This is a genomic window from Micromonospora sp. WMMD736 (assembly GCF_049179015.1).
Lineage (GTDB): Bacteria > Actinomycetota > Actinomycetes > Mycobacteriales > Micromonosporaceae > Micromonospora.
Map to the genome: position 1 here is coordinate 841,227 of NZ_JBMHMI010000001.1, position 20,638 is coordinate 861,864.

17 protein-coding genes and 1 tRNA gene are annotated in these 20,638 nt (G+C 71.8%); 13 read left to right on the forward strand and 5 right to left on the reverse strand.

What is annotated here, in order from left to right:
- Window positions 1–51 precede the first annotated feature (51 nt).
- The 4 genes from ACN269_RS03645 (at window position 52) to ACN269_RS03660 (ending at window position 5,001) form a co-directional block, all read left to right on the forward strand.
- Window positions 52–1,299, forward strand: coding sequence for a glycosyltransferase family 4 protein (locus ACN269_RS03645; protein ID WP_421471009.1), 1,248 nt, complete (start codon window positions 52–54; stop codon window positions 1,297–1,299).
- A gap of 98 nt (window positions 1,300–1,397) precedes the next feature.
- Window positions 1,398–3,182 carry a DUF4012 domain-containing protein gene (locus ACN269_RS03650; RefSeq protein ID WP_421471010.1) on the forward strand — a complete coding sequence of 595 codons (1,785 nt, stop codon included), beginning with the start codon at window positions 1,398–1,400 and terminating at the stop codon, window positions 3,180–3,182.
- 13 nt (window positions 3,183–3,195) lie between these two features.
- On the forward strand, window positions 3,196–3,825 hold the full coding sequence (locus ACN269_RS03655; RefSeq protein WP_421471011.1) for a hypothetical protein: 630 nt from the start codon (window positions 3,196–3,198) through the stop codon (window positions 3,823–3,825).
- Window positions 3,826–4,437: 612 nt separating this feature from the next.
- Window positions 4,438–5,001 (forward strand): hypothetical protein, encoded by a 564-nt coding sequence (locus tag ACN269_RS03660; protein ID WP_421471012.1) that lies wholly within the window; start codon window positions 4,438–4,440, stop codon window positions 4,999–5,001.
- Window positions 5,002–5,122: 121 nt separating this feature from the next.
- Here ACN269_RS03660 and ACN269_RS03665 read toward each other — a convergent pair whose 3' ends face one another.
- The gene (locus ACN269_RS03665; RefSeq protein WP_421471013.1) at window positions 5,123–6,586 is read right to left on the reverse strand and encodes an MFS transporter; all 1,464 of its coding nucleotides are present in this window, start codon (window positions 6,584–6,586) and stop codon (window positions 5,123–5,125) included.
- Between the two features lie 42 nt (window positions 6,587–6,628).
- Complete coding sequence (locus tag ACN269_RS03670; protein WP_421471014.1) at window positions 6,629–6,865, reverse strand: hypothetical protein; 237 nt, start codon at window positions 6,863–6,865, stop codon at window positions 6,629–6,631.
- A gap of 121 nt (window positions 6,866–6,986) precedes the next feature.
- Between ACN269_RS03670 and ACN269_RS03675 the strand changes: the two genes are divergently transcribed.
- Together ACN269_RS03675 and ACN269_RS03680 are read left to right on the forward strand one after the other, a co-directional pair.
- Window positions 6,987–8,141 carry a geranylgeranyl reductase family protein gene (locus ACN269_RS03675; protein ID WP_421471015.1) on the forward strand — a complete coding sequence of 385 codons (1,155 nt, stop codon included), beginning with the start codon at window positions 6,987–6,989 and terminating at the stop codon, window positions 8,139–8,141.
- Window positions 8,142–8,363: 222 nt separating this feature from the next.
- Window positions 8,364–8,537, forward strand: coding sequence for a hypothetical protein (locus ACN269_RS03680; RefSeq protein ID WP_355053659.1), 174 nt, complete (start codon window positions 8,364–8,366; stop codon window positions 8,535–8,537).
- 78 nt (window positions 8,538–8,615) lie between these two features.
- On the opposite strand, the gene ACN269_RS03685 is transcribed toward ACN269_RS03680, so the two are convergent.
- On the reverse strand, window positions 8,616–10,406 hold the full coding sequence (locus ACN269_RS03685; RefSeq protein ID WP_421471016.1) for a bifunctional metallophosphatase/5'-nucleotidase: 1,791 nt from the start codon (window positions 10,404–10,406) through the stop codon (window positions 8,616–8,618).
- 146 nt (window positions 10,407–10,552) lie between these two features.
- On the opposite strand from ACN269_RS03685, the gene ACN269_RS03690 reads away from it, so the two are divergent.
- The gene (locus ACN269_RS03690) at window positions 10,553–11,455 is read left to right on the forward strand and encodes an SDR family oxidoreductase (RefSeq protein WP_421471017.1); all 903 of its coding nucleotides are present in this window, start codon (window positions 10,553–10,555) and stop codon (window positions 11,453–11,455) included.
- Window positions 11,456–11,473: 18 nt separating this feature from the next.
- On the opposite strand, the gene ACN269_RS03695 is transcribed toward ACN269_RS03690, so the two are convergent.
- Together ACN269_RS03695 and ACN269_RS03700 are read right to left on the reverse strand one after the other, a co-directional pair.
- Complete coding sequence (locus ACN269_RS03695) at window positions 11,474–12,133, reverse strand: nucleotidyl transferase AbiEii/AbiGii toxin family protein (RefSeq protein WP_421471018.1); 660 nt, start codon at window positions 12,131–12,133, stop codon at window positions 11,474–11,476.
- Complete coding sequence (locus tag ACN269_RS03700) at window positions 12,130–12,471, reverse strand: hypothetical protein (RefSeq protein ID WP_421471019.1); 342 nt, start codon at window positions 12,469–12,471, stop codon at window positions 12,130–12,132. The genes ACN269_RS03695 and ACN269_RS03700 overlap by 4 nt, the downstream gene beginning before the upstream one ends.
- A gap of 120 nt (window positions 12,472–12,591) precedes the next feature.
- Here ACN269_RS03700 and ACN269_RS03705 point away from each other — a divergent pair, with 120 nt between their 5' ends.
- From ACN269_RS03705 to selA, 6 genes are all read left to right on the forward strand, one after another.
- Window positions 12,592–13,587 carry an RNA polymerase subunit sigma-70 gene (locus tag ACN269_RS03705; protein ID WP_421471020.1) on the forward strand — a complete coding sequence of 332 codons (996 nt, stop codon included), beginning with the start codon at window positions 12,592–12,594 and terminating at the stop codon, window positions 13,585–13,587.
- Window positions 13,588–13,702: 115 nt separating this feature from the next.
- Entirely contained in the window at window positions 13,703–16,975 is a 3,273-nt protein-coding gene (gene fdh, locus ACN269_RS03710) for a formate dehydrogenase (protein ID WP_421471021.1), read from the forward strand.
- Entirely contained in the window at window positions 16,968–18,020 is a 1,053-nt protein-coding gene (locus tag ACN269_RS03715) for a 4Fe-4S dicluster domain-containing protein (protein ID WP_421476187.1), read from the forward strand. Before fdh ends, ACN269_RS03715 begins: the two co-directional genes overlap by 8 nt.
- On the forward strand, window positions 18,017–19,183 hold the full coding sequence (gene nrfD / locus ACN269_RS03720) for an NrfD/PsrC family molybdoenzyme membrane anchor subunit (protein ID WP_421471022.1): 1,167 nt from the start codon (window positions 18,017–18,019) through the stop codon (window positions 19,181–19,183). The genes ACN269_RS03715 and nrfD overlap by 4 nt, the downstream gene beginning before the upstream one ends.
- A gap of 34 nt (window positions 19,184–19,217) precedes the next feature.
- Window positions 19,218–19,313 (forward strand) — tRNA-Sec (locus ACN269_RS03725).
- Between the two features lie 20 nt (window positions 19,314–19,333).
- Entirely contained in the window at window positions 19,334–20,638 is a 1,305-nt protein-coding gene (gene selA / locus ACN269_RS03730; protein ID WP_421471023.1) for an L-seryl-tRNA(Sec) selenium transferase, read from the forward strand.

Genomic DNA, 20,638 nt, shown 5'->3' on the forward strand with positions numbered 1-20,638 from the left:
ACGCGGTGCCGCGCCGGCCGAGCCCGATCCACGCCCACCGGCGGTGCCGCGGTGAAGATCGGCATCCTGTCGTACCACTTCCCGCCCGAGCCGGCGTTCATCCCGGGCAGCCTCGCCGAGGAGTTGGCCGCACGCGGGCACGAGGTCCGCGTGCTCACCGGATTCCCCGACTACCCGGGCGGGCACGTCTATCCGGGGTGGCGTCAGCGGTGGCACCACGAGACGCACAGCGAGCGGCTGTCGGTCCGCCGGGTGCCACGGGTCTCTGGCGGGGCCACCACCACCGCGGCGCGGATGGCCAGCTACCTGTCGTTCGCCGGGAGCGCGTCGTTGGCGGCCCGCCGGTTCCTGGGCGACGTGGACGCGCTCTACGTCTTCCAACTGCCGGCCACCACCTTCGCCACCGCCGCCGTCCTGCGGCTCCTCGCGAGGGTGCCGACCGTGCTGCACGTACAGGATGTCTGGGCTCGCGACGGCGTCGACGCGTCCGGCGGCGGCCGGTGGTTGGCGCGGATGGATGCCGCGATGACCCGCATCTACCGCTCGGCCGCGCGGGTCGCCGTGGCCGCGCCGTCGATGCGCGACCTGGTGGTCGCGGCCGGCGCCGACCCGGGGCGGGTTCGTCTGGTCCTCAACTGGACCGACGAGCGCATCTTCTACCCGGCGACACCCGGCGCGGCGGCCCGGCAGCTGGTCCGCCGGGACCGCCGGTGCGTGGTCATGCACGCCGGGACGATCGGACCGCGCCAGGGCCTGGAGACGGCGGTACGGGCTGCGGCGGCGCTGGACCAGACGATGGACCTGGTCCTGGTCGGCTCGGGTGCGGACGAGCGGCGGGTGCGGGGGCTCGCCGCCGACCTCAAGGCGGAGAACGTCCGCTTCCTCGAACGGCGGTCGCCTGTCGACATGCCCGAGCTGTACGCCGCCGCCGACTATCAGTTGATCATGCTGCGCGATCTGCCCGAGCTTCGCGGCATGGTGCCGGGCAAGTTGCAGGCCGCGCTGTCGTGCGCCGCGCCGGTCGTCGCATCCGCTGGTGGGGACACCGTCGAGCTGGTCGAACGCGCCCGAGCCGGGCTGTCCTGCCCTGCCGAGGACTGGGCCGCGTTGGCCGACCGGTTCTGGCTGGCCGCCACCATCCCGCCCCCCGCGCGCACCGAGATGGGTCGTCGGGGGCGGCAGACGTACCTGCGGGAGATGTCGCTGCCGGCCGGCGTCGACCGGATCGAACGGCTGCTGCACGAGGCCGCCGGCCGCGTCCCGCAGGGAGCGACGACGCCGCGAGGAAACCTCGCGTAAGGGATGAGAATCGCCATAACGGTACGAGACTCCTCGTAACGTGTTAAGAACGTCAGGGAATTCGGCAAACTGTCCGATTCCTGGATCGGGAGTGTGGTGTGACGGAGAGCGAACGACCTCGTCGACGACGTAGCCGGTCCCGGCGTCGTCGGCGCGCGCGACTGCGCCGGGCCCTGCTCGGCGCGCTCGTGGTCGGGTCGCTGGTGCTCGCCGGGGGTGGGTGGATCGGTTTCCGTGGTTGGCAGGCGCGCGCGCACCTGCTCAACGCCGCCGGCCTGGCCCGGGAGCTGAGCGCCCAGGTCGTCGGCGGGGACACCGACCGTGCCCTGCGTACCCTCTCCGCCCTGCAGGAGCAGTCCGGCGCGGCCCGGGCCGCCACGTCCGACCCGAGCTGGAAGCTCGGTCGGCACACCCCGATGGCCGGTGACGACCTCGACGCGGTCCGGCTGATCGCCGTCGCCATCGACGACCTGGCCCGGCAGGCGTTCCCCAGCCTGCTGCGCACGGACCTGACCAGCCTCGTGCCGGCCGGCGGCCGGTTGGACCTGGCCCGGTTCACGTCGGTCTCCGCCGAGTTGACCCGGGTCAACGACTCGGTGCAGGGCACCCGTCGAGACCTGGCCACCGTGCCGGCCGACAAGCTGGTCAGCCAGGTCCGCCAGGCGCTGACCGACCTCCGGGCCGAGATCGACCGGCTGGCCAGCCTCACCGCCGCGGCCGACCAGGGCGCTCGGCTGTTGCCGCCGCTGCTCGGCGTCAGCGGCCCTCGGCGTTACCTGCTCGTCTCGCAGAACCTGGCCGAGCTGCGCGCGACCGGCGGCATGTTCGGCGCGTACGCGATGATCGAGGCCGAGAGCGGGCAGGTCCGGATGGGCCAGCAGGGCAGCAGCGGGTCCCTGGGCCGGTTCACCCCGGCGTTGAAGCTGCCCGCCGAGACCCGGGCGATCTGGACCGACCTGCCGGGCATCTACCCCGCCGACGTGAACCTGACCCCTAACTTCCCGACCGCCGCCGGCCTGTACCGGGAGATGTACCGGCGCAAGACCGGCATCACTGTCGACGGTGTGCTGGCCGTGGACCCGGTGGTGTTGTCCTACCTGCTCAAGGCGACCGGCCCGGTGCTGGTGCCCGGTGGGGTTCCGCTGGCCAGCGAGAAGGTCGTGCAGACCCTGCTCAACGAGACCTACCAGCGGCTGGACACCGCGCAGCAGGACGCGTACTTCGCGTCCTCGGCCGCCGCGGTGTTTGACGCCCTCTTCAAGAAGAATGTCGACCCACGGGTGTTGTTGTCCGCATTTGACCGTGCTATCACGGAACGCCGGATATTGTTCTGGAGTGCTCACCCGGAAGAACAGCGGACGCTCGGCGACAGCCGAATGGCCGGGACGCTCCCGGAACAGGACACCGTGCCGAAGGTCGGCGTGTTCCTCAACGACGGCAGCGGCGCGAAGCTCGGCTACTACCTGCGGCCGACGGCGAGCCTCACGGTCGGCGACTGCCGGCCCGACGGCCGCCGCGAGCTCCGGCTGCGGGTGACCCTGCGCTCGACGGCGCCGAAGTCAGGGCTCAGCAAGTCGATCCTTGGCCTCGGTCTGGCTGGCGACCCGTACACCGTCCGCACGCTGGTGTCGATCTACAGCCCGGCCGGCGGCTCCGTGCTCGACGCCCGGCTCGACGGGGCCGAGACGGCACTGGGCAGCGGCACCGAACGCCGCCGCCAGGTGGCGACGGCCAGCGTCGACATCGGCCCCGGCGTCGAGCGGGCGCTGGAGGTCACCGTCCTGACGGCCAAGACCGGCGTTGGGCAGGCCGAGCTGTGGCTGACCCCCACCGCCAGCCCCTGGACCACCCAAGTTCATTCCGCACCAAGCTGTGACCAGTAGGAGGGAACCAATCATGCGGCTATCCCGCATCATCATGGCGCTCACGGTCGGTCTGGCCGTGGTGGCCGTGCCGACGGCAGCGGGGGCGGCACAGCCGCAGCCGACGCCCAGCGCGCCCACCGGCACGCCCCAACCACCGCCGTACCCGCCGGCCGCCGCGTCCCTGACCGTCAACCGGCCGACGATCTTCCTGGGCGAGACGGTCGTGCTGACCGGCAACGGTTTCGGTCCGAATGAGACCGTCGACATCTCGGTGACGGTCACCCCCCTCGCTGCCCCGGCCGCCGGCAACGCGCCGGCCCGCCGCAGCGACGGCACCACCGTGGCCATGGCGCCGGTGGCGTACCAGGCGAGCGCGCCGCTCACCTTCACGGCGTACACCAACGCCCAGGGGCGCTTCACCAAGAGCTACAAGCCGTCGGTCACCGGTCTGCTGACCTTCACCGCCACGGGCCGCGAGTCCGGCCGGACCGCGAGCACCGAGCTGCGGGTGCTGCACCGCAAGCAGCCGCTGCCCGTCACCGGTGACAGCATCGGTACGCCCATGAAGCTCGGCGGCGGCCTCGTCGGCGCCGGCGCGATCATGCTGCTGCTGACCCTGGCCTGGCGTCGCCGCCAGCGCTTCGGCGGAGCCGCGCACTAACCGGCACCATCGACCGGGCAGTGCCCCGGACGTATCCCAGACTGGCGCCCGTCGGATGACCCGACGGGCGCCAGTCGTCACGAGCGGCATCGCGTCCGCCGTGCGGTGTCGTGATCGACACGAGTTCGCCGATGTGGGGCCATCGACGGGTCCCGGATACCCCGACTTCGGCGATCTCGAGTCGATCACCGCGCGGATCGCACCTCGACTGGGTGCTATGTCCGGTCGTGGGGTGTCTGCGGTGACCGGCTGCACCCGCCGGCCGGAATCGCGGCGAGCCGGAGGTCGTTACACACCCCGACGATCACAGGAGCACGGGTCGGACCACCCCCCATGGGCCGCCCCGACTGCGGGAATGACCCCGGAGCGCAGGTCGCTACACCCGGACCGACCGCCGCAAGCCCCCGCTCGCAGGCCGGCCACGCCCCGGGAATGGCCCCGGCCCGCCGGTCGTTACACCCGGACCGGCCGCGCCGCGAACCCCCCGGCTGGCAGGCCGCCCCCTCAAGACTTCGCATGAGCGCCCGGACGAGGTGCTGACATCCCCGGCGTCACCGATCCCCCCGAATGGGTGACGCGTGGGTGTTTCCTACCCCCGAAGGAGCAACGCTGATGAACACGATCTTCCGCAAGAGCATGCTGTCCGTTGCTGGTCTCGCGTTCGCCGGTGGCGTCTTCGCCGGCCCCATCGCCGCCCACGCCACCCCGGCCGTGGACGCCAAGCCCGTCGCCGCCGCCGTGCACACCGCCGCGCCGAAGCCGCAGGGCGACCAGTCCCACATCGACCTCAACGACGAGCAGACCGCCAACGCCAAGGCCATCATCGCGGCCACGAAGAAGGCGGGTCTGCCCGAGCGGGCCGCGGTCATCTCGATCGCGACGAGCCTGCAGGAGTCCAAGCTGGAGAACCTGGGTCACCTCGGCGACGCCAACGACCACGACTCCCTGGGCCTGTTCCAGCAGCGCCCCTCCTCCGGTTGGGGCACGCCCGAGCAGATCACCAACCCCGAGTACTCCACCACCGCGTTCCTCAAGGGCCTCAAGCAGGTCGACGGCTGGCAGGACATGCCCCTGACCGACGCCGCGCAGACCGTGCAGGTCTCCGCCTACCCGGACGCGTACGCCCAGTGGGAGCAGCAGGCCACCGACCTCGTCGCCCACCACTGGAACAGCTAAGACCTCACACCGATGGCCGGCACCCTGAACGGGTGCCGGCCATCGCCGTACCTCCAGATCTTGGACACTTCCCGTCATCAGTTGACGGAAAGTGTCCAAGATCTGAGGATTCGCGGGCCCTTCAATGGCGGTGGTTGCGCACGATGTCGATCAACGCCGCAATCAGCGCGAGCGCGATGATGCCCGTGGCGAGCAGCAGCGACTTCTCGAACGCCGCCGTCCAGTCGCCGTGGTTGTCGGCCAGCGAGGAGAAGAACATCGAGCCGACCGCGGCGATGCCGGCGGCGGCGCCGATCCGCTGGCCGGTCTGGAGCATGCCGGCCCCGCTGCCCGCCTGGGGCACCGGCACCTGGGCGAGGGTGAGTGTCTGGTTGGGTGCGATGACCAGGCCGCTGCCGATGCCGGCGACCAGCAGCGGCCCGGCGGTGACCCACGGTGCCGGGCTGTCCGGCGCGAGGTGCAGGGCGAGCACCGTGGCCAGCAACCCGATCACCACGGCGAGCAGACCGATCGCGACCAGGGGACGGCCGAACCGGTTGACGATGCGCCCGCCCAGCGCGGACGCGGCGGCGGACCCGAGCGCGAACGGCGTGATGGCGAGACCGGCGACGAGCGCGCTGTAGCCGAGCCCGTTCTGCAGGAACAGCGTGAAGATGAAGAAGATCGCGGTGAAGCCGCCGAAGTAGACCAGGGCGATGAGCGACCCGAGCGTGTACGACTGGAAGGTGAACAGGCGTAGGTCGAACAGCGGTTCGCGGTGTCGCGCGTACCACCGTTCCCACAGGCCGAAGGCGACCAGCACTACCAGGCCGGCCGGGATGAGCGCCCACTTCCACGGCGTACGCCACTGCTGCTCCTGCACGAGGGGTAGCAGGATCAGCACCACGCCGACGCCGAGCAGCAGCACACCGACCGGGTCGAGTCGACGGCGGCCGGGTTGTCCGTCGGGTCGACCGGGCAGTAGCCGCCAGCCCAGGATCACCGCGACGATGCCGACCGGCACGTTGACGAAGAAGACCCACCGCCAGCCGTGCTCCTCCCCGCCGAGGGCGATGAGCAGTCCGCCGAGCAGTGGCCCGACGGCGGTGGAGATGCCGATGGTCGCGCCGAGCAGCCCGAACGGCCGGGCCCGCTCCGGCCCCCGGAACAGCTGTTGGATCAGCCCGATCACCTGCGGGTTGACGATTCCGGCGGCGGCGCCCTGGAGCAGCCGGGCGACGACCAGCCAGGTGGGTGAGGTCGCCAGGCCGGCGAGCGCGCTGGTCAAAGTGAACAACGCGATCCCGAAGACGAACGCGTTACGCCGGCCCCGGAAGTCTCCGAAGCGTCCGGCCGGTACGAGCACCAGGCCGAAGGTGAGCGCGTACCCGGACAGGACCCACTGCAGGTCGCTCGGCGAGGCGTGCAGCGCGCGGTCGATGGACGGCACCGCGACGTTGACGATGCTCACGTCGAGCAGCGTCATGAACGCGGCGACCAGCCCGACGCCGACGGCCTGCCAGCGTCGGCGGTTCTCGGCCGCGTCGACCGGCTGCGGCTCGGACGCCGCGTTCATCGTGCCCCCCGTTGACGGTCGATCATGCATTCCTGACCGCTACCCCGACCACCGGGGGCCAACCGTCCAGGGTCACGCCATCTGGCGGGCGCAGAACCGGGGACCGAAGTCCAGCCCGGCCATCGGCGAGTCCTCGCGGTGCAGCAGACCCTTCTCGGTGAGCTCGTGCAGCGGCGCGTGCACCTGCTCCTCGGTGAGCCCGGACCCTTCGGCGATCAGGTCCGGATAGGGCACCTGGCCGCGTGCTTCGAGTGCGGTGACCGCCTCGTACACCCGCTGCTCGACCTCCGACAGCTCCATCCGCTGCATGATCTCCTCCTTCGACCACCCGCCGGACGCGGACGGTTGCGCCGCGTCGGTTACCCCCTGCCTGGGCGAAGATGCCCACCCGTTCGGGGGGTGGGGGGCGAGCACGCCCTACGCTGCAACGGTGATCGTCTGGGATCTGGTCGTCGTCGGAGCGGGCCCCGCCGGGCTCTCCGCGGCACACGCCGCGGCCCGCGCGGGCGTTCGTACGCTGGTTGTCGAGCGGGCCACGCACCCGCGCTACAAGACCTGCGGGGGCGGCCTCATCGGCACCTCGCTGGCCGCCGTACGGGATCGGATCGAGGTGCCGGCGCATGACCGGGTCGACCGGGTGACGTTCACCCGCGACGGCCGGCGGGAGTTCACCCGCCGCAACGGCAGCCCGGTGGTGACCATGGTGCGCCGGGAGGAGTTCGACGACCGCCTGCGCGCGGCGGCGGTCGCCGCCGGGGCGCAGCTGCGCGAGCAGGTCGCGGTCCGCGCCATCGAGCAGGACCCGGAGGGGGTACGCCTGCGACTGGCCGACGGTACGACGCTCACGGCCCGCACGGTGATCGGCGCGGACGGCTCGTCGGGGGTGACCGCCCGGCACGTGGGGGTGCGCTACCGCCAGGTGGATCTGGGGCTGGAGCTGGAGATCCCGGTGCCGCCCGCGGAGCAGGAGCGGTGGCGCGGGCGACTGTTGCTGGACTGGGGGGCGATGCCGGGCTCGTACGCCTGGGTGTTCCCGAAGGGTGACCGGTTGACGGTCGGTGTGATCGCGGGACGGGGCGCGGGGGAGGGGACACGTGCCTACCTGCGGCAGTTCGTCGACAGGTTGGGTCTGACCGGGCTGCCGGCGGCGCACGACTCGGGTCACCTGACCCGGTGTCGCGCCCAGGACTCGCCGTTGCGTAACGGTCGGGTGCTGGTGGTGGGGGACGCGGCCGGGCTGTTGGAGCCGTGGAGCCGCGAGGGCATCAGCTTCGCCCTGCGCTCCGGCGAGCTGGCCGGGGCGGCGGTGGCCGCCGGCGATCTGGCCGGGTACGAGCGGGCGGTCGCCGAGCGCCTGACGCCGGAGATGCAGGCCGGCTTCCGGTTGCTCGACCTGTTCACCCGTCGCCCGGAGGTGTTCCACGGGCTGTTGGCGACCCCGCCGGGCTGGCGGATGTTCGTGCGCTTCTGCCAGGGGCAGGCGAGCTTCGACGACATGCTGCGCCGCCGACCGATCCGGGCGGCACTAGCGGTGCTGGACCGCCTACCAACCCCCCGCCGCCCACCCGCCAACACCCCGTCCTAACCCGCCCCGCGAGCGCCCCGCCCCGAGAGCTCGCCGATCTTGCACTTTCTGCGGCGACAATTCACACGAACCTGAACACTTCACCAACCGCTAGTGCAAGATCGGCGAGAACTGACCACCCCCTACCCCAGGATCCTAGGATGGCTTAGGGAGTGTGTCGGTCAGCGGACCGATGTGCGCGGGACTCGTCGGTGGACAATGACGGGGGAGTAGGGGGTGCCGATGGCCGAGCAACCGTTCACCGACGACGAGTACGCGTTCCTGCGCCACATCCGGTTCGGGGAACTGCCGCCCGCCGTACGCCCGGAGGATCAGGTCGCGCTGACCGAGACCGATCCCGGGCGGGACCGGCCGGAAAAGGCCGAGGACCCGGTCCGCTGGAACGTGCAGGGCTGAGATGACGCGGACGGGCCGTGGGTGTCGTCACCCACGGCCCGCCGGCACGCCACCGTCAGAAAACCCGGCACGCCACGGTCAGAAGACCGGTACGCCCTCGCGGACGAGACGCCAGTTGGGCTGGAAGAAGTCGTCCGGGTTGATGGTCCCCTTGGCCTGGGCCCAGTCGATGAGCAGTTGGCGGATCTCCTGCTGCGCGTTGTAGACCTGGGTCTTCACGATGCCGGGGAAGTTGCCGCCGCCGCTGCGCCGGTAGTTGTTCACCGCCACCACGAACTGCGCGTCGTCCGACACCGGGGTGTCGGTGCCGGGCAGCACCAGTCGGGTGATGCGCTGGCCGACCGGCCGGGAGATGTCGATGTCGTAGTCGACGCCGGAGAAGACGTCGTAGTTGTAGTCCGGCACGGCCGGGTCGCTGATCTGCTCCGGGTCGACCGGGGCGCCCGGCGCGAGGGTGCGGAAGAACTTCGCCGAGTACTCCAGGTACGCGCGTACCTCGGCGCCGCTGAGCACGACGGCTTCGAGGGTGTTGTCGTACACGTACAGGCCGGCCACGTCGCGGATCTTGACGTCTCCGGCGGGGAAGACGGCGGTACGGCTGAACGGCGCCGCGATCGACAGCACCGGCAGGTCCGCGTACGCGGTGCCGGCCAGTGCCGCGCCCACCACCTCGGTCTGCACGTGGTTGATGAAGTCGAGGATCGGGGTGTCCTGGTAGCGGGACTCCGCGGCCGACAACTCCACGGTGGACGTGGCGACCACCTGGTTGACGTACGCCACGGTCGTGGCGTGCTGGGCCCGGACGGCGGCGAGGACCTTCGGGTCCTCGACGACCGTGTTGGTGTTCAGCATGGTGGCGGCCTTCTTGGTGATCGTCCACCGGCCGCGCTCGCGGGTGAGGGTGAAGTCCATCCGGGTGAGCCGCTGACCCCACTTCGAGGGCTCGGAGAGCAGCACCTGGGTGCCGGTCTGCTCGTTGGTGACGAACCGCTCGACCACCTCGTTGTGGGCGTGCCCGAAGAGGATCGCGTCGATCCCCGGCACCTGCTGGGCGATCAGCGCCACCGGGTTCTCGTTGGGCAGCTCCGGGCCGTAGCTGGAGGTGCCGCTGTCGCCGCCGTGGGCGGAGATCAGCACGAGGTCCGCGCCGCGGGCCCGCATGATCGGCACCCACTTCGCGGCGGTCGCGATCATGTCGTCGAAACGCAGCTTGCCCTCGACGTTGCCCCGGTCCCAGATGGCCACGCCCGGGTTGGTCAGGCCGAGGATGCCGACCCGCAGGGTCGGCGCGGCGAAGCCGAGGGAGACCTTCTTGATGACGTACGGCAGGAAGGCCGGCTTGCCGGTCTTGGCGTTGACCGCGTTGGCGGCCAGGGCCGGGAAGCCGAGCTGACGGATCCACAGGTCCAGCAGCGGCAGGCCGTAGTTGAACTCGTGGTTGCCCAGTGTGACGGCGTCGTAGTCGATGACGTTCATCGCGCGGGCCATCGGGTGCTTCTCGCCGGTGGCGGTGATGGGTTCCTGCTTGGCGTAGTACGTCGCCAGCGGGGTGCCCTGGATGGTGTCGCCCGCGTCGAGCACCAGGGTCGCCTTGCCGCGCCGTTCGCGGCGGATCTGGTTGATCAGGGTGGCCAGCTTCGCGACGCCGACGTCGTTGTGCTTGCTGTCGTCGTACTCGGCGTCCCGGTAGTAGTCCCAGTTGTAGACGTTGCCGTGGGTGTCCGACGTGCCGAGCAGCGTGAGGTCCCAGGTGCGCGGCCGGGCCGGGCCGGCCGCCTCGGCGGGAGCGGCGGCGATCAGCGGGGCGGTCGCCGCGGCGGCGGCGACCGCGAGCACCTGGCGACGCGACGGACCGGATCCAGAGGTCATGACGTGCCCTTCCAATGGGGGTTGACGCGCCTCGTGAGCGCCTCGCGCACCATAACGAGCCCCTGTCACTCCTGCCACGCCAGCCCCGGTTTCCGCAGGATGAGGTGGGGTAGGGCGGTACCGAAGCCCAGCGCGAGGAGATCCCGGTGAGCCAGGACCAGCACACGCAGCAGGACCCGACCAGCCAGTACGGCCAGCAGTCCGGTCAGCCCGGCCAGCAGCAGTCGCCGCCGGGTTCGACGGCGGGGATGACGCCGAGGCCGGACCACGGGGAGGAGTCGTACCGGGGCAGCGGCAAGCTCGACGGCAAGCGGGCGTTGATCACCGGCGGTGACTCGGGGATCGGCCGGGCCGTGGCGCTCGCGTTCGCCCGGGAGGGCGCCGACGTGCTCATCGCGTACCTCGGTGCGGAGGAGGACGCCGACGCCCGCGAGACCGTCCGGCTCGTCGAGGAGGCCGGCCGCAAGGGCGTCGCGGTACGCGGCGACGTCCGCGACGAGGCGCACTGTCAGGAACTCATCGACCGGACGGTGCGGGACCTGGGCGGGATCGACATCCTGGTGAACAACGCCGCGTACCAGATGTCGCAGGACAAGGGCATTCTCGGCATCAGCACCGAGCAGTTCGACCGGGTGCTCAAGACGAACCTGTACGCGATGTTCTGGCTCTGCAAGTTCGCGATCCCGCACCTGGCCGAGGGGTCGGCGATCATCAACACGGCGTCGATCCAGGCGTTCGACCCGTCGCCGCAGTTGCTGGACTACGCCACCACCAAGGCGGGGATCGCCAACTTCACCAAGGCGCTCGCGGCCGACCTGGCGGACCAGGGCATCCGGGTGAACGCGGTGGCGCCCGGCCCGGTCTGGACGCCGCTGATCCCGGCCACGATGCCGAAGGAGAAGGTCGAGCAGTTCGGCACGGACACCCCGGAGGGCCGGCCCGGGCAGCCGGCGGAGTTGGCCCCGGCGTACGTCTTCTTCGCGTCCCAGGAGTCCAGCTACGTCACGGGCGAGATTCTGGGGGTCACCGGCGGCCGACCGACCAAGTGACGCGCCGACCGCTCGGTCTCAGCGGGGCCAGGTGGCGAAGCGTCGGCGTACCCGCGCGACGTCGTCCGGGCGTAGGCCGTAGCGGCCGAACCGGGTGTCGTTCAGCCGGTCGAGGTAGCGTCCGGCGGCGCGGACGTCGTCCGGGTCGAGCGCGGGGTCGACCTGCCGGGCCAGCACCAGCAGCTGTGTCACGTCGTAGTGCTCGAGCGCCGCCGCGACGTCGATGAAGTCGCGGACCTCCCGCCGGTTGACCAGTGCCGCGATCTTGTTGGCGACCAGGTCGCGGACGTCCATCACGGGGCCGAGGTCCATCACCACCGGGCTCTGCTGTCGGTCGAGTCGGGCCAGGCTGAGTCGGATCTGCCGCCCGTCGCGGCTCACCACGAAGTCCTTCATGTCCCGGCCGTACCCGTCGAACAGGTCGGCGAGTTCGCTGTCCGGGTCGGCGTCGGTGACGGTGAAGCCGGCGCGTTCCAGCGCGGCGCGTACCCCGGCGGAGGCCGCGGCGGCGGCGCCTTCCACGTCGGCGAAGAGATCCACGTCCTCGGTGGGCCGGGCCACCAGGCCGTGCGCGGCCCAGGCCACCCCGCCGCCGAGCACGAACCGGTACGGCCGGGCGGCGCTCAGCGCCACCCGGGCCACCTCCCGGTAGAAGTCGTGCAGGTGTGGTGCGATCACGCTGCGCGCAGGCCGCGGTGCCGGCTCTCCCAGGCGAGGCGTACGCCCCGGGGGAGGTTGAGCAGCCGCCACACCCGGCGCAGGGTGCGCCCGTTGATGAGGGTGCGCAGGTCGTCGGCGCTGGCGGTCTCGCGCAGCACGTTCTCGTACATCCAGAGCAGCTGGTCGGGGTCGCCGAGGTCGAAGGTGCGCTCGGCGTTCCACATCAACCGCACCGGCAGCTCGACGATGCCCCGGGTCGGGCCGGCCAGCTCGGTGAGCGTTCGCGCCACGACGGCCGGGCGACCCGGGCGGGCCAGGAAGGCCACGCCGGTCGCGGGGGGCGAGACGGCCTGCATGGTGTCAGAGTAACGCCCGTCGGTGCGGGGTGTCGTCAAGGAGCGTCGGGCGCGGGTGATGAGTTCTCGGGCCCGGACCCGTCATAGCTGTGCCGGGACATGACGAGACGGGAGCAGGACATGACGGGTACGGACACGCGGAGCGAGGGGACGAGCGCTCTGGTCGGGGGCGACGAGAACGCCTTCGCGGGGCTGGCGCAGCGGCACCGGCGGGAGTTGCACGTGCACTGCTACCGGATGCTCGGGTCGTTCGAGGACGCCGAGGACGTCGTGCAGGAGACGTTCCTGCGGGCCTGGCGGCGGCGGGAGACGTTCGAGGGCCGGTCGACGGTGCGGGCCTGGCTGTACCGGATCGCCACGAACGCCTGCCTGGATCTGTTGGCCAGGTGCCGCCCGGAGCCGGCCCGGGGCGGTGAGGTGCGGTGGTTGCAGCCGTACCCGGACCGGCTGCTCGACGAGGTGCCGGCGGGCGACGCGGACGAGCCGGAGGCGGTCGCCCTCGCGCGGGAGACGATCGAGTTGGCGTACGTGGTGGCGGTGCAGCACCTCGCGCCCCGTCCCCGGGCCGTGTTGATCCTGCGGGATGTGCTCGGCTGGCCCGCGAAGGACGTCGCCGACCTGCTCGGGGACTCGGTCAACTCGGTGAACAGCGCGTTGCAGCGGGCTCGGGCCGGCATGCGGGAGCACCTGCCCGCCGAGCGGCAGGACTGGACCGGCGGCGAGCAGGACGCCGGTACGCGTGAGTTGGTGCGGCACTTCACCGAGGCGAGCGTCGCCACGGACATCGGCCGGCTCACCACGATGCTGCGCGACGACGTGCGTTGTTCGATGCCGCCCACCCCGGGTCTGCACCTGGGCCGGGACGCGGTGGTGGGGGACTGGATCGCGGACGGCTTCGACCGGATGACGGGCCTGCGCGGCGTCGCCACGTCGGTGAACCGGCAGCCCGCCGTGGCGTTCTACCACTGGCGGGAGGCCGAGGGCGCGTACCTGCCGTTGACCGTCGACGTCCTGCGCGTCACCGGCGGCGCGATCACCGAGATCGTCATCTTCCACGCCGACCAGTTTCCGCGGCTGGGGCTGCCGGAGCGCCTGCCGGCGGGCGGTGCGCGGTGAACGTGTCGGCCGGACCCGTCGCACCTGACCCGATGGGACCGTTCCCTCGATTAGCGAAGACTCCTCATCTGACCTATGTTCGGGGGGTCGCTCGCACGCGAGGGAGGTGTCGGGGATGGGTCTACGGACGTTCATCGAGGGTTGGCCGGTGTATCGCCAGCTCACCGGCACCGATCCGTTGGGTCGGGGCGCCGCGGCGAAGTCGGCGCGGTCCGCCGGGCTGACGGCGCGTACCGAGGAGGTCGACAGTGTCGCGCGGTCGGTGTGTCCGTACTGCGCGGTCGGTTGTGGTCAGCGGGTGTTCGTCACCGACGGGCAGGTCACGCAGATCGAGGGTGATCCGGACAGTCCGATCTCGCGGGGCCGCCTGTGTCCCAAGGGGGCGGCGAGCAAGAGCCTGGTGACGAGTCCGCTGCGTCAGACGACGGTCCGCTACCGCCGGCCGTACGGCACGGAGTGGGAGGACCTGGACCTCGAGACGGCCGTCGACATGATCGCCGACCGGATCCTCGCCGCGCGCGAGGAGACCTGGGAGGACCGCGACGCCGAGGGCCGGCCGCTCAACCGGACGTTGGGGATTTCCAGCCTCGGTGGGGCGACGCTGGACAACGAGGAGAACTACCTCATCAAGAAGTTGTTCACGGCGATGGGGGCGTTGCAGATCGAGAACCAGGCGCGTATTTGACACTCCGCCACCGTCCCCGGTCTGGGGGCCAGCTTCGGTCGTGGCGGTGCGACGGACTTCCAGCAGGACATCGCCAACGCTGACGTCATCGTCATCCAGGGTTCGAACATGGCCGAGGCGCACCCGGTCGGGTTCCAGTGGGTGATGGAGGCCAAGCGTCGGGGCGCCAAGGTGTTCCATGTGGACCCCCGGTTCACCCGGACCAGCGCGGTGGCGGACGCGTACCTGCCGATCCGGGCGGGGACGGACATCGCGCTGCTGGGTGGGGTGATCCGCTACATCCTCGACAACGAGCTGGACTTCCGCGAGTACGTCCTCGCCTACACCAACGCGGCGACGATCGTCAGCGACCGGTTCAGCGACACCGAGGACGGCGACGGCTTCTTCTCCGGCTTCGATCCCGAGACCGGCAGCTACGTGCAGGACAGCTGGCAGTACGCGGGGCACGAGGACTCCTCGGGCAGTGGACACACCGCGAAGGAGCGGGACACGGCCGCCGGGCTGGAGCACGAGTCGCACGGCGCGGAGGTGGGCGGGCAGACCCAGCGGGACGAGACGTTGCAGCACCCGCGCTGCGTCTACCAGATCCTGAAGCGGCACTACGCCCGCTACACCCCCGAGATGGTCGAGCGGGTCTGCGGCATCCCGCAGGAGAAGTTCCTGGAGCTGGCGCGGGCGTGGACCGAGAACTCGGGCCGGGAGCGCACCGGGATGCTCGTCTACTCGGTGGGGTGGACGCAGCACAGCGTCGGGGTGCAGTACATCCGGGCCGGGGCGATCATCCAGTTGCTGTTGGGCAACATGGGCCGCCCGGGTGGCGGGGTGATGGCGTTGCGCGGGCACGCCAGCATCCAGGGCTCCACGGACATCCCGACCCTGTTCAACCTGCTGCCGGGCTACCTGCCCATGCCCCACCACGCCGACCACCCGACCTTCGACGAGTGGGTGGACAGCATTCGGCACCCCGGGCAGAAGGGCTTCTGGGGCAATGCCCGGTCGTTCGCCGCCAGCCTGCTCAAGGCGTACTGGGGGGACGCCGCGACGCCGGAGAACGACTTCGGCTACGGCTACCTGCCCCGGCTGACCGGCGACCACGGCACCTACCAGCAGGTCCTCAACATGATCGACGGGAAGATTAAGGGGTACTTCCTGCTCGGGCAGAACCCGGCCGTCGGGTCCGCGCACGGCCGGGCGCAGCGCCTCGGGATGGCGAACCTCGACTGGCTCGTCGTGCGGGACCTGTTCATGATCGAGAGCGCGACCTTCTGGCAGAACGGTCCGGAAATCGAGACGGGCGAGATAGTGCCCGCGGAGTGCCGAACCGAGGTCTTCTTCCTCCCGGCCGCGTCGCACGTGGAGAAGGAGGGCACCTTCACCCAGACCCAGCGGCTGTTGCAGTGGCGGGAGAAAGCCGTCGAGCCACCGGGCGACGCCCGCTCCGAGCTGTGGTTCTTCTACCACCTCGGCCGCAAGCTGCGGGAGAAGCTGGCCGGCTCGTCGCTGCCGCGGGACCGGGCGCTGCTCGACCTCACCTGGGACTACCCCACGCACGGTCCGCACGCGGAGCCCAGCGCCGAGGCGGTGCTGCGCGAGATCAACGGGTACGACGTGACGACCGGCGCACCGCTGTCCAGTTTCGCCGAGGCCCGCGACGACGGCTCCACGGCCGTCGGCTGCTGGATCTACACGGGCGTGTACGCCGACGGCGTCAACCAGGCCGCCCGTCGCAAGTCCCGCCACGAGCAGGACTGGGTCGCCGCCGAGTGGGGTTGGGCGTGGCCGGCGAACCGGCGCATCCTCTACAACCGCGCCTCGGCCGACCCGGACGGCAACCCGTGGAGCGAACGCAAGCGCTACATCTGGTGGGACCCGGAGAAATCCGAGTGGACCGGCCACGACGTGCCGGACTTCGAGAAGACCAAGCCACCGTCGTACCGTCCGCCGGCCGGCGCGTCGGGCCCGGAGGGGATCGCCGGTGACGACCCGTTCGTCATGCAGGGCGACGGCAAGGGTTGGCTGTACGCGCCCAGCGGCGTGCTGGACGGGCCGCTGCCCACCCACTACGAGCCGGTCGAGTCGCCGGTGCGTAACCCGCTCTATCCCCAGCAGGCCAACCCGACCCGCAAGTCGTACGCGCACCCGGTGAACTCGGTCAACCCGAGCCCGCCGCAGGAGCACAGTCAGGTCTTCCCGTACGTGTTCACGGTCAGCCGGCTCACCGAGCACCACACCGCCGGCGGGATGAGCCGGACGGTACGGCCCCTGGCCGAGTTGCAGCCGGAGATGTTCGTGGAGGTGTCGCCGGAGCTGGCCGCCGAGACCGGGTTGGCGCACCTCGGGTGGGCGCACCTGGTCAGCGGTCGGGCGGTGATCGAGGCGAAGGTGCTGGTCACCGACCGGCTCACCCCGTTGCGGGTGGACGGTCGGGTCATCCACCAGGTGTGGCTGCCGTACCACTTCGGTTTCGAGGGCCTGGTCACCGGCGATTCGGCGAACGACCTGTTCGGCATCACCCTCGACCCGAACGTCCTCATCCAGGAGAGCAAGATCGGTACCTGCGACGTACGGCCGGGCCGGCGGCCCACCGGGCCTGCCCTGCTCGACCTGGTCGCCGACTACCAGCGGCGGGCCGGGATCACCCCGGGTGGGCACGCGCCGGCCGTCACCACCGACCAGGACGGGAAGGGCAGCGGTGATTCCTGACCCGAACAGCCTCTACGGGCCGCTGGATCCGGCGCCGGACGCGGGGTACGTGGACGCGCCGCAGCGGATGGGGTTCTTCACCGATACGAGTGTGTGTATCGGGTGTAAGGCGTGTGAGGTGGCGTGCAAGGAGTGGAACGGCGTTCCGGAGAGTGGTTTTGATCTGTTGGGGATGTCGTACGACAACACGGGGGCGTTGACGGCGAACTCGTGGCGGCACGTGGCGTTCGTCGAGCAGCCGCGCCCGGCGGGACACGGCAGTGCGGCGTTCGCGGGCACGCCCACCGGTACGACGGTCGGCGCGACGTCGGCGGCGGTCGCCGCCGGCACGCCCGGGTCGACCGGCACCGAACCGGGTCTGCCCCCTGGATCGCCCTCGGCCGCCGCGCGGATGGTCGACGGCGGCGCGCAGCCGCAGTTCCTGGGTATGCCGGGTGCCCGGCCGCCGGGGCGGGACACCGGGGTGGAGGGTCGCAGTGATTTCCGGTGGTTGATGATGTCGGATGTGTGTAAGCACTGCACGCATGCGGCTTGTTTGGATGTGTGTCCGACGGGGTCGTTGTTCCGGACGGAGTTCGGGACGGTGGTGGTGCAGGAGGACATCTGTAACGGGTGTGGGTACTGCATTTCGGCGTGTCCGTACGGGGTGATCGATCAGCGTCGGGGTGATGGTCGGGCGTGGAAGTGCACGCTGTGCTACGACCGGTTGGGTGCGGGGATGACTCCGGCGTGTGCGCAGGCGTGTCCGACCGAGTCGATCCAGTACGGGCCGCTTGACGAGTTGCGGGAGCGGGCCGCTCAGCGGGTGGCGACTCTGCACGGGCGGGGTGTGCCGCAGGCCCGGTTGTACGGGCACGACCCAAACGATGGTGTGGGTGGTGACGGGGCGTTCTTCCTGCTGTTGGACGAGCCGGAGGTGTACGGGCTGCCGCCGGACCCGGTGGTGACCACCCGGGACCTGCCGGCCATGTGGAAACGCGCCGGGCTTGCGGCGCTGGCGATGGCCGCTGCCACGGCGGTCGCGTTTCTCGGCAGGCGGCCATGACCGAAGCGACGCCACCGGTGGGCGACCGGTTCCGCCGGTTCCGGGACCGCCTGGCCGCCGCGAGCCTCGACCTGCCGGCCCAGCGGCAGGCGGACGACGACACCAACGTGGCCGTGCCGGCCAACGCCCAGGAGGATCGGACGCCGCAACCCCGCCAGGACGCGGCGCGGCGCTCCCGGCGCGGTCGTCGCGGTGGTGGGGAGGAGCTGCGGGTTCCCGAGGCCGAGTTCACCTCCTACTACGGTCGGCCCATCCTCAAGGCTCCGGTGTGGAAGTGGGACATCGCCGCGTACCTGTTCACCGGCGGTCTGGCGGCCGGCTCGTCGCTGCTGGCCGCCGGAGGTCAACTCACCCGCCGGCCGGCGCTACGCCGCGCCGGCCGGGTCACCGCGCTGGGCGCCGTCAGCGCCAGCGCGGTCTTCCTCATCAAGGACCTCGGCCGACCGGAGCGGTTCCACCACATGCTGCGGGTGGCGAAGCTGACCTCGCCCATGTCGGTGGGCACCTGGATCCTCAGCGCGTTCGGTCCGGCCGCCGGACTGGCGGCGATCGCCGAGACCGCCGGTTGGCTGCCCCGACGCGGCCCGCTCGGGTTGGTCGGTCGGGCACTGCCGCCCGCCGGGCACGCCGCCGGGCTGGTCGCCGCCGTCACCGCGCCCGCCCTGGCCACGTACACCGGGGTCCTGCTCGCCGACACGGCGGTGCCGTCGTGGCATGAGGCGTACCCCGAGCTGCCGGTCATCTTCGCGGGCAGCGCGCTGGCCAGCGGCGCGGGCGTCGGTCTGCTCGCCGCGCCGCCGGCGCAGGCCGGGCCGGCCCGCCGGATGGCGGTGGCCGGCGCGGCCCTGGAGCTGTACGGCGCGCACCGGGTGGAAACCCGGCTCGGGCTGCTCAGCGAGCCCTACCGGACGGGCCGGCCGGGTCGGCTGCTGCGCGCCGGTCGGCTGCTGACCGCCGCCGGAGTGGCCGGGGCGCTGCTGGGCCGGCGCAGTCGCGCCGTCGGGGCGCTGTCCGGGGCCGCGCTGCTCAGCGCGTCGGTCGCCACCCGGTTCGGCATCTTCTACGGCGGTGTGGCGTCCGCCCGCGACCCCCGCTACACCGTCGTGCCGCAACGCGAGCGGGTGAACGCCCGGCGGACCGAGGTGGATCCGGCGACTGACTGAGCGCTCGCACCGGCGTTGTGATCGAATGTGCGACGGAGGCGTTCAGGCGGCTGGTGCCCCTCCCGGTCTTCAAAACCGGTGTGGTCCGGGACCCGGGCCAGGCGGGTTCGATTCCCGTCCGTCTCCGCCAACGGCGGCAGGAGTGACGTGATGCGTGACGGCAGCGAGGACCCGCGGCGTCGGGTGCCCCGCACCGACACCCTCCTGGCCGATCCGCGGCTGGCGGCGGCCATCGCCACCCTCGGCCGCGACCGGGTCAAGGCCGCCGTCGTGCAGGCGCAGACGCGGGCCCGCCGTGGTGAGATCGCCCCCGACGAGGTACGGGACGCCTCCGTCGCCGGGCTGCCCGCGCCGGGTCCCCGGGCGGTGCTCAACGCCACCGGTGTCGTGCTGCACACCAACCTGGGTCGGGCGGCGCTGTCGCCAGCCGCCGTCGCGGCGGTCGTCGCCGCCGCCGGGCACACCGACGTCGAGCTGGACCTGAGCACCGGACGTCGGGCCCGCCGCGGCCGCGACGCCCTCGACGCGCTCGCCGCCGCCGTGCCGGACGCCGCGGCCGTGCACGTGGTCAACAACGGCGCCGCCGCGCTGGTGCTGGCGGCCACGGCGTTGGCCGCCGACCGGGAGATCGTGGTCAGCCGCGGCGAACTCGTCGAGATCGGCGACGGCTTCCGCCTGCCCGACCTGCTGGAGAGCACCGGCGCGCGGCTGCGCGAGGTGGGCACCACCAACCGCACGACGCTCGACGACTACGCCGCCGCCGTCGGCCCACGCACCGGGTTCGTGCTGAAGGTGCACCCGTCGAACTTCCAGGTCACCGGCTTCACCTCGGCCGTGCCGGTGCGCCACCTGGCCACCCTCGACGTGCCGGTGGTCGCCGACATAGGCTCCGGGCTCCTCACGGCCGACCCGCTGCTGCCCGACGAGCCGGACGCGGCCAGCACCCTGCGCGCCGGCGCGGCCCTGGTCACCGCGAGCGGCGACAAACTGCTCGGCGGCCCGCAGGCCGGCCTGCTGCTCGGCGACGCCGCGCTCGTCGAACGCCTACGCCGCCACCCCCTCGCTCGGGCGCTGCGCGTCGACAAGCTCACCCTGGCGGCGTTGGCCGCCACCCTGCACCGACCGGACACCCCGACCCGGACCGCGCTGCACGCCGACCCGGCCGCCCTACGCCGCCGGGTGGAGCTGCTGCGCGACCGGCTCGGCGCGGACGGACGCAAGGCGGAGGTCGTGGAGGCGGCCGCCGTGGTCGGCGGCGGCGGCGCTCCCGGCGTCGAACTGGACTCGTGGGCGCTGAGCCTGCCCGAGCGGTACGCCGGGCCGCTGCGCACCGGAGAGCAGCCGGTGCTGGGTCGGGTGGTGCGCGGCCGGCTCCTGCTCGACCTGCGGTGCGTGCCCCCCGACGCCGACGACGCGGTCCTGGCCGCCGTGCTGCGCGTCCCCGGGGACGACTGA

Excerpts from the sequence above, each read along its gene's own strand:
- ACN269_RS03685 (WP_421471016.1), bottom strand. The coding sequence starts at position 10,406 with ATGACCTCTGGATCCGGTCCGTCGCGTCGCCAGGTGCTCGCGGTCGCC.
- selA (WP_421471023.1), top strand. The coding sequence starts at position 19,334 with ATGCGTGACGGCAGCGAGGACCCGCGGCGTCGGGTGCCCCGCACCGAC.
- ACN269_RS03705 (WP_421471020.1), top strand. The coding sequence starts at position 12,592 with ATGACGGGTACGGACACGCGGAGCGAGGGGACGAGCGCTCTGGTCGGG.
- ACN269_RS03670 (WP_421471014.1), bottom strand. The coding sequence starts at position 6,865 with ATGCAGCGGATGGAGCTGTCGGAGGTCGAGCAGCGGGTGTACGAGGCG.
- ACN269_RS03680 (WP_355053659.1), top strand. The coding sequence starts at position 8,364 with ATGGCCGAGCAACCGTTCACCGACGACGAGTACGCGTTCCTGCGCCAC.
- ACN269_RS03660 (WP_421471012.1), top strand. The coding sequence starts at position 4,438 with ATGAACACGATCTTCCGCAAGAGCATGCTGTCCGTTGCTGGTCTCGCG.
- ACN269_RS03665 (WP_421471013.1), bottom strand. The coding sequence starts at position 6,586 with ATGCATGATCGACCGTCAACGGGGGGCACGATGAACGCGGCGTCCGAG.
- ACN269_RS03655 (WP_421471011.1), top strand. The coding sequence starts at position 3,196 with ATGCGGCTATCCCGCATCATCATGGCGCTCACGGTCGGTCTGGCCGTG.
- nrfD (WP_421471022.1), top strand. The coding sequence starts at position 18,017 with ATGACCGAAGCGACGCCACCGGTGGGCGACCGGTTCCGCCGGTTCCGG.
- ACN269_RS03700 (WP_421471019.1), bottom strand. The coding sequence starts at position 12,471 with ATGCAGGCCGTCTCGCCCCCCGCGACCGGCGTGGCCTTCCTGGCCCGC.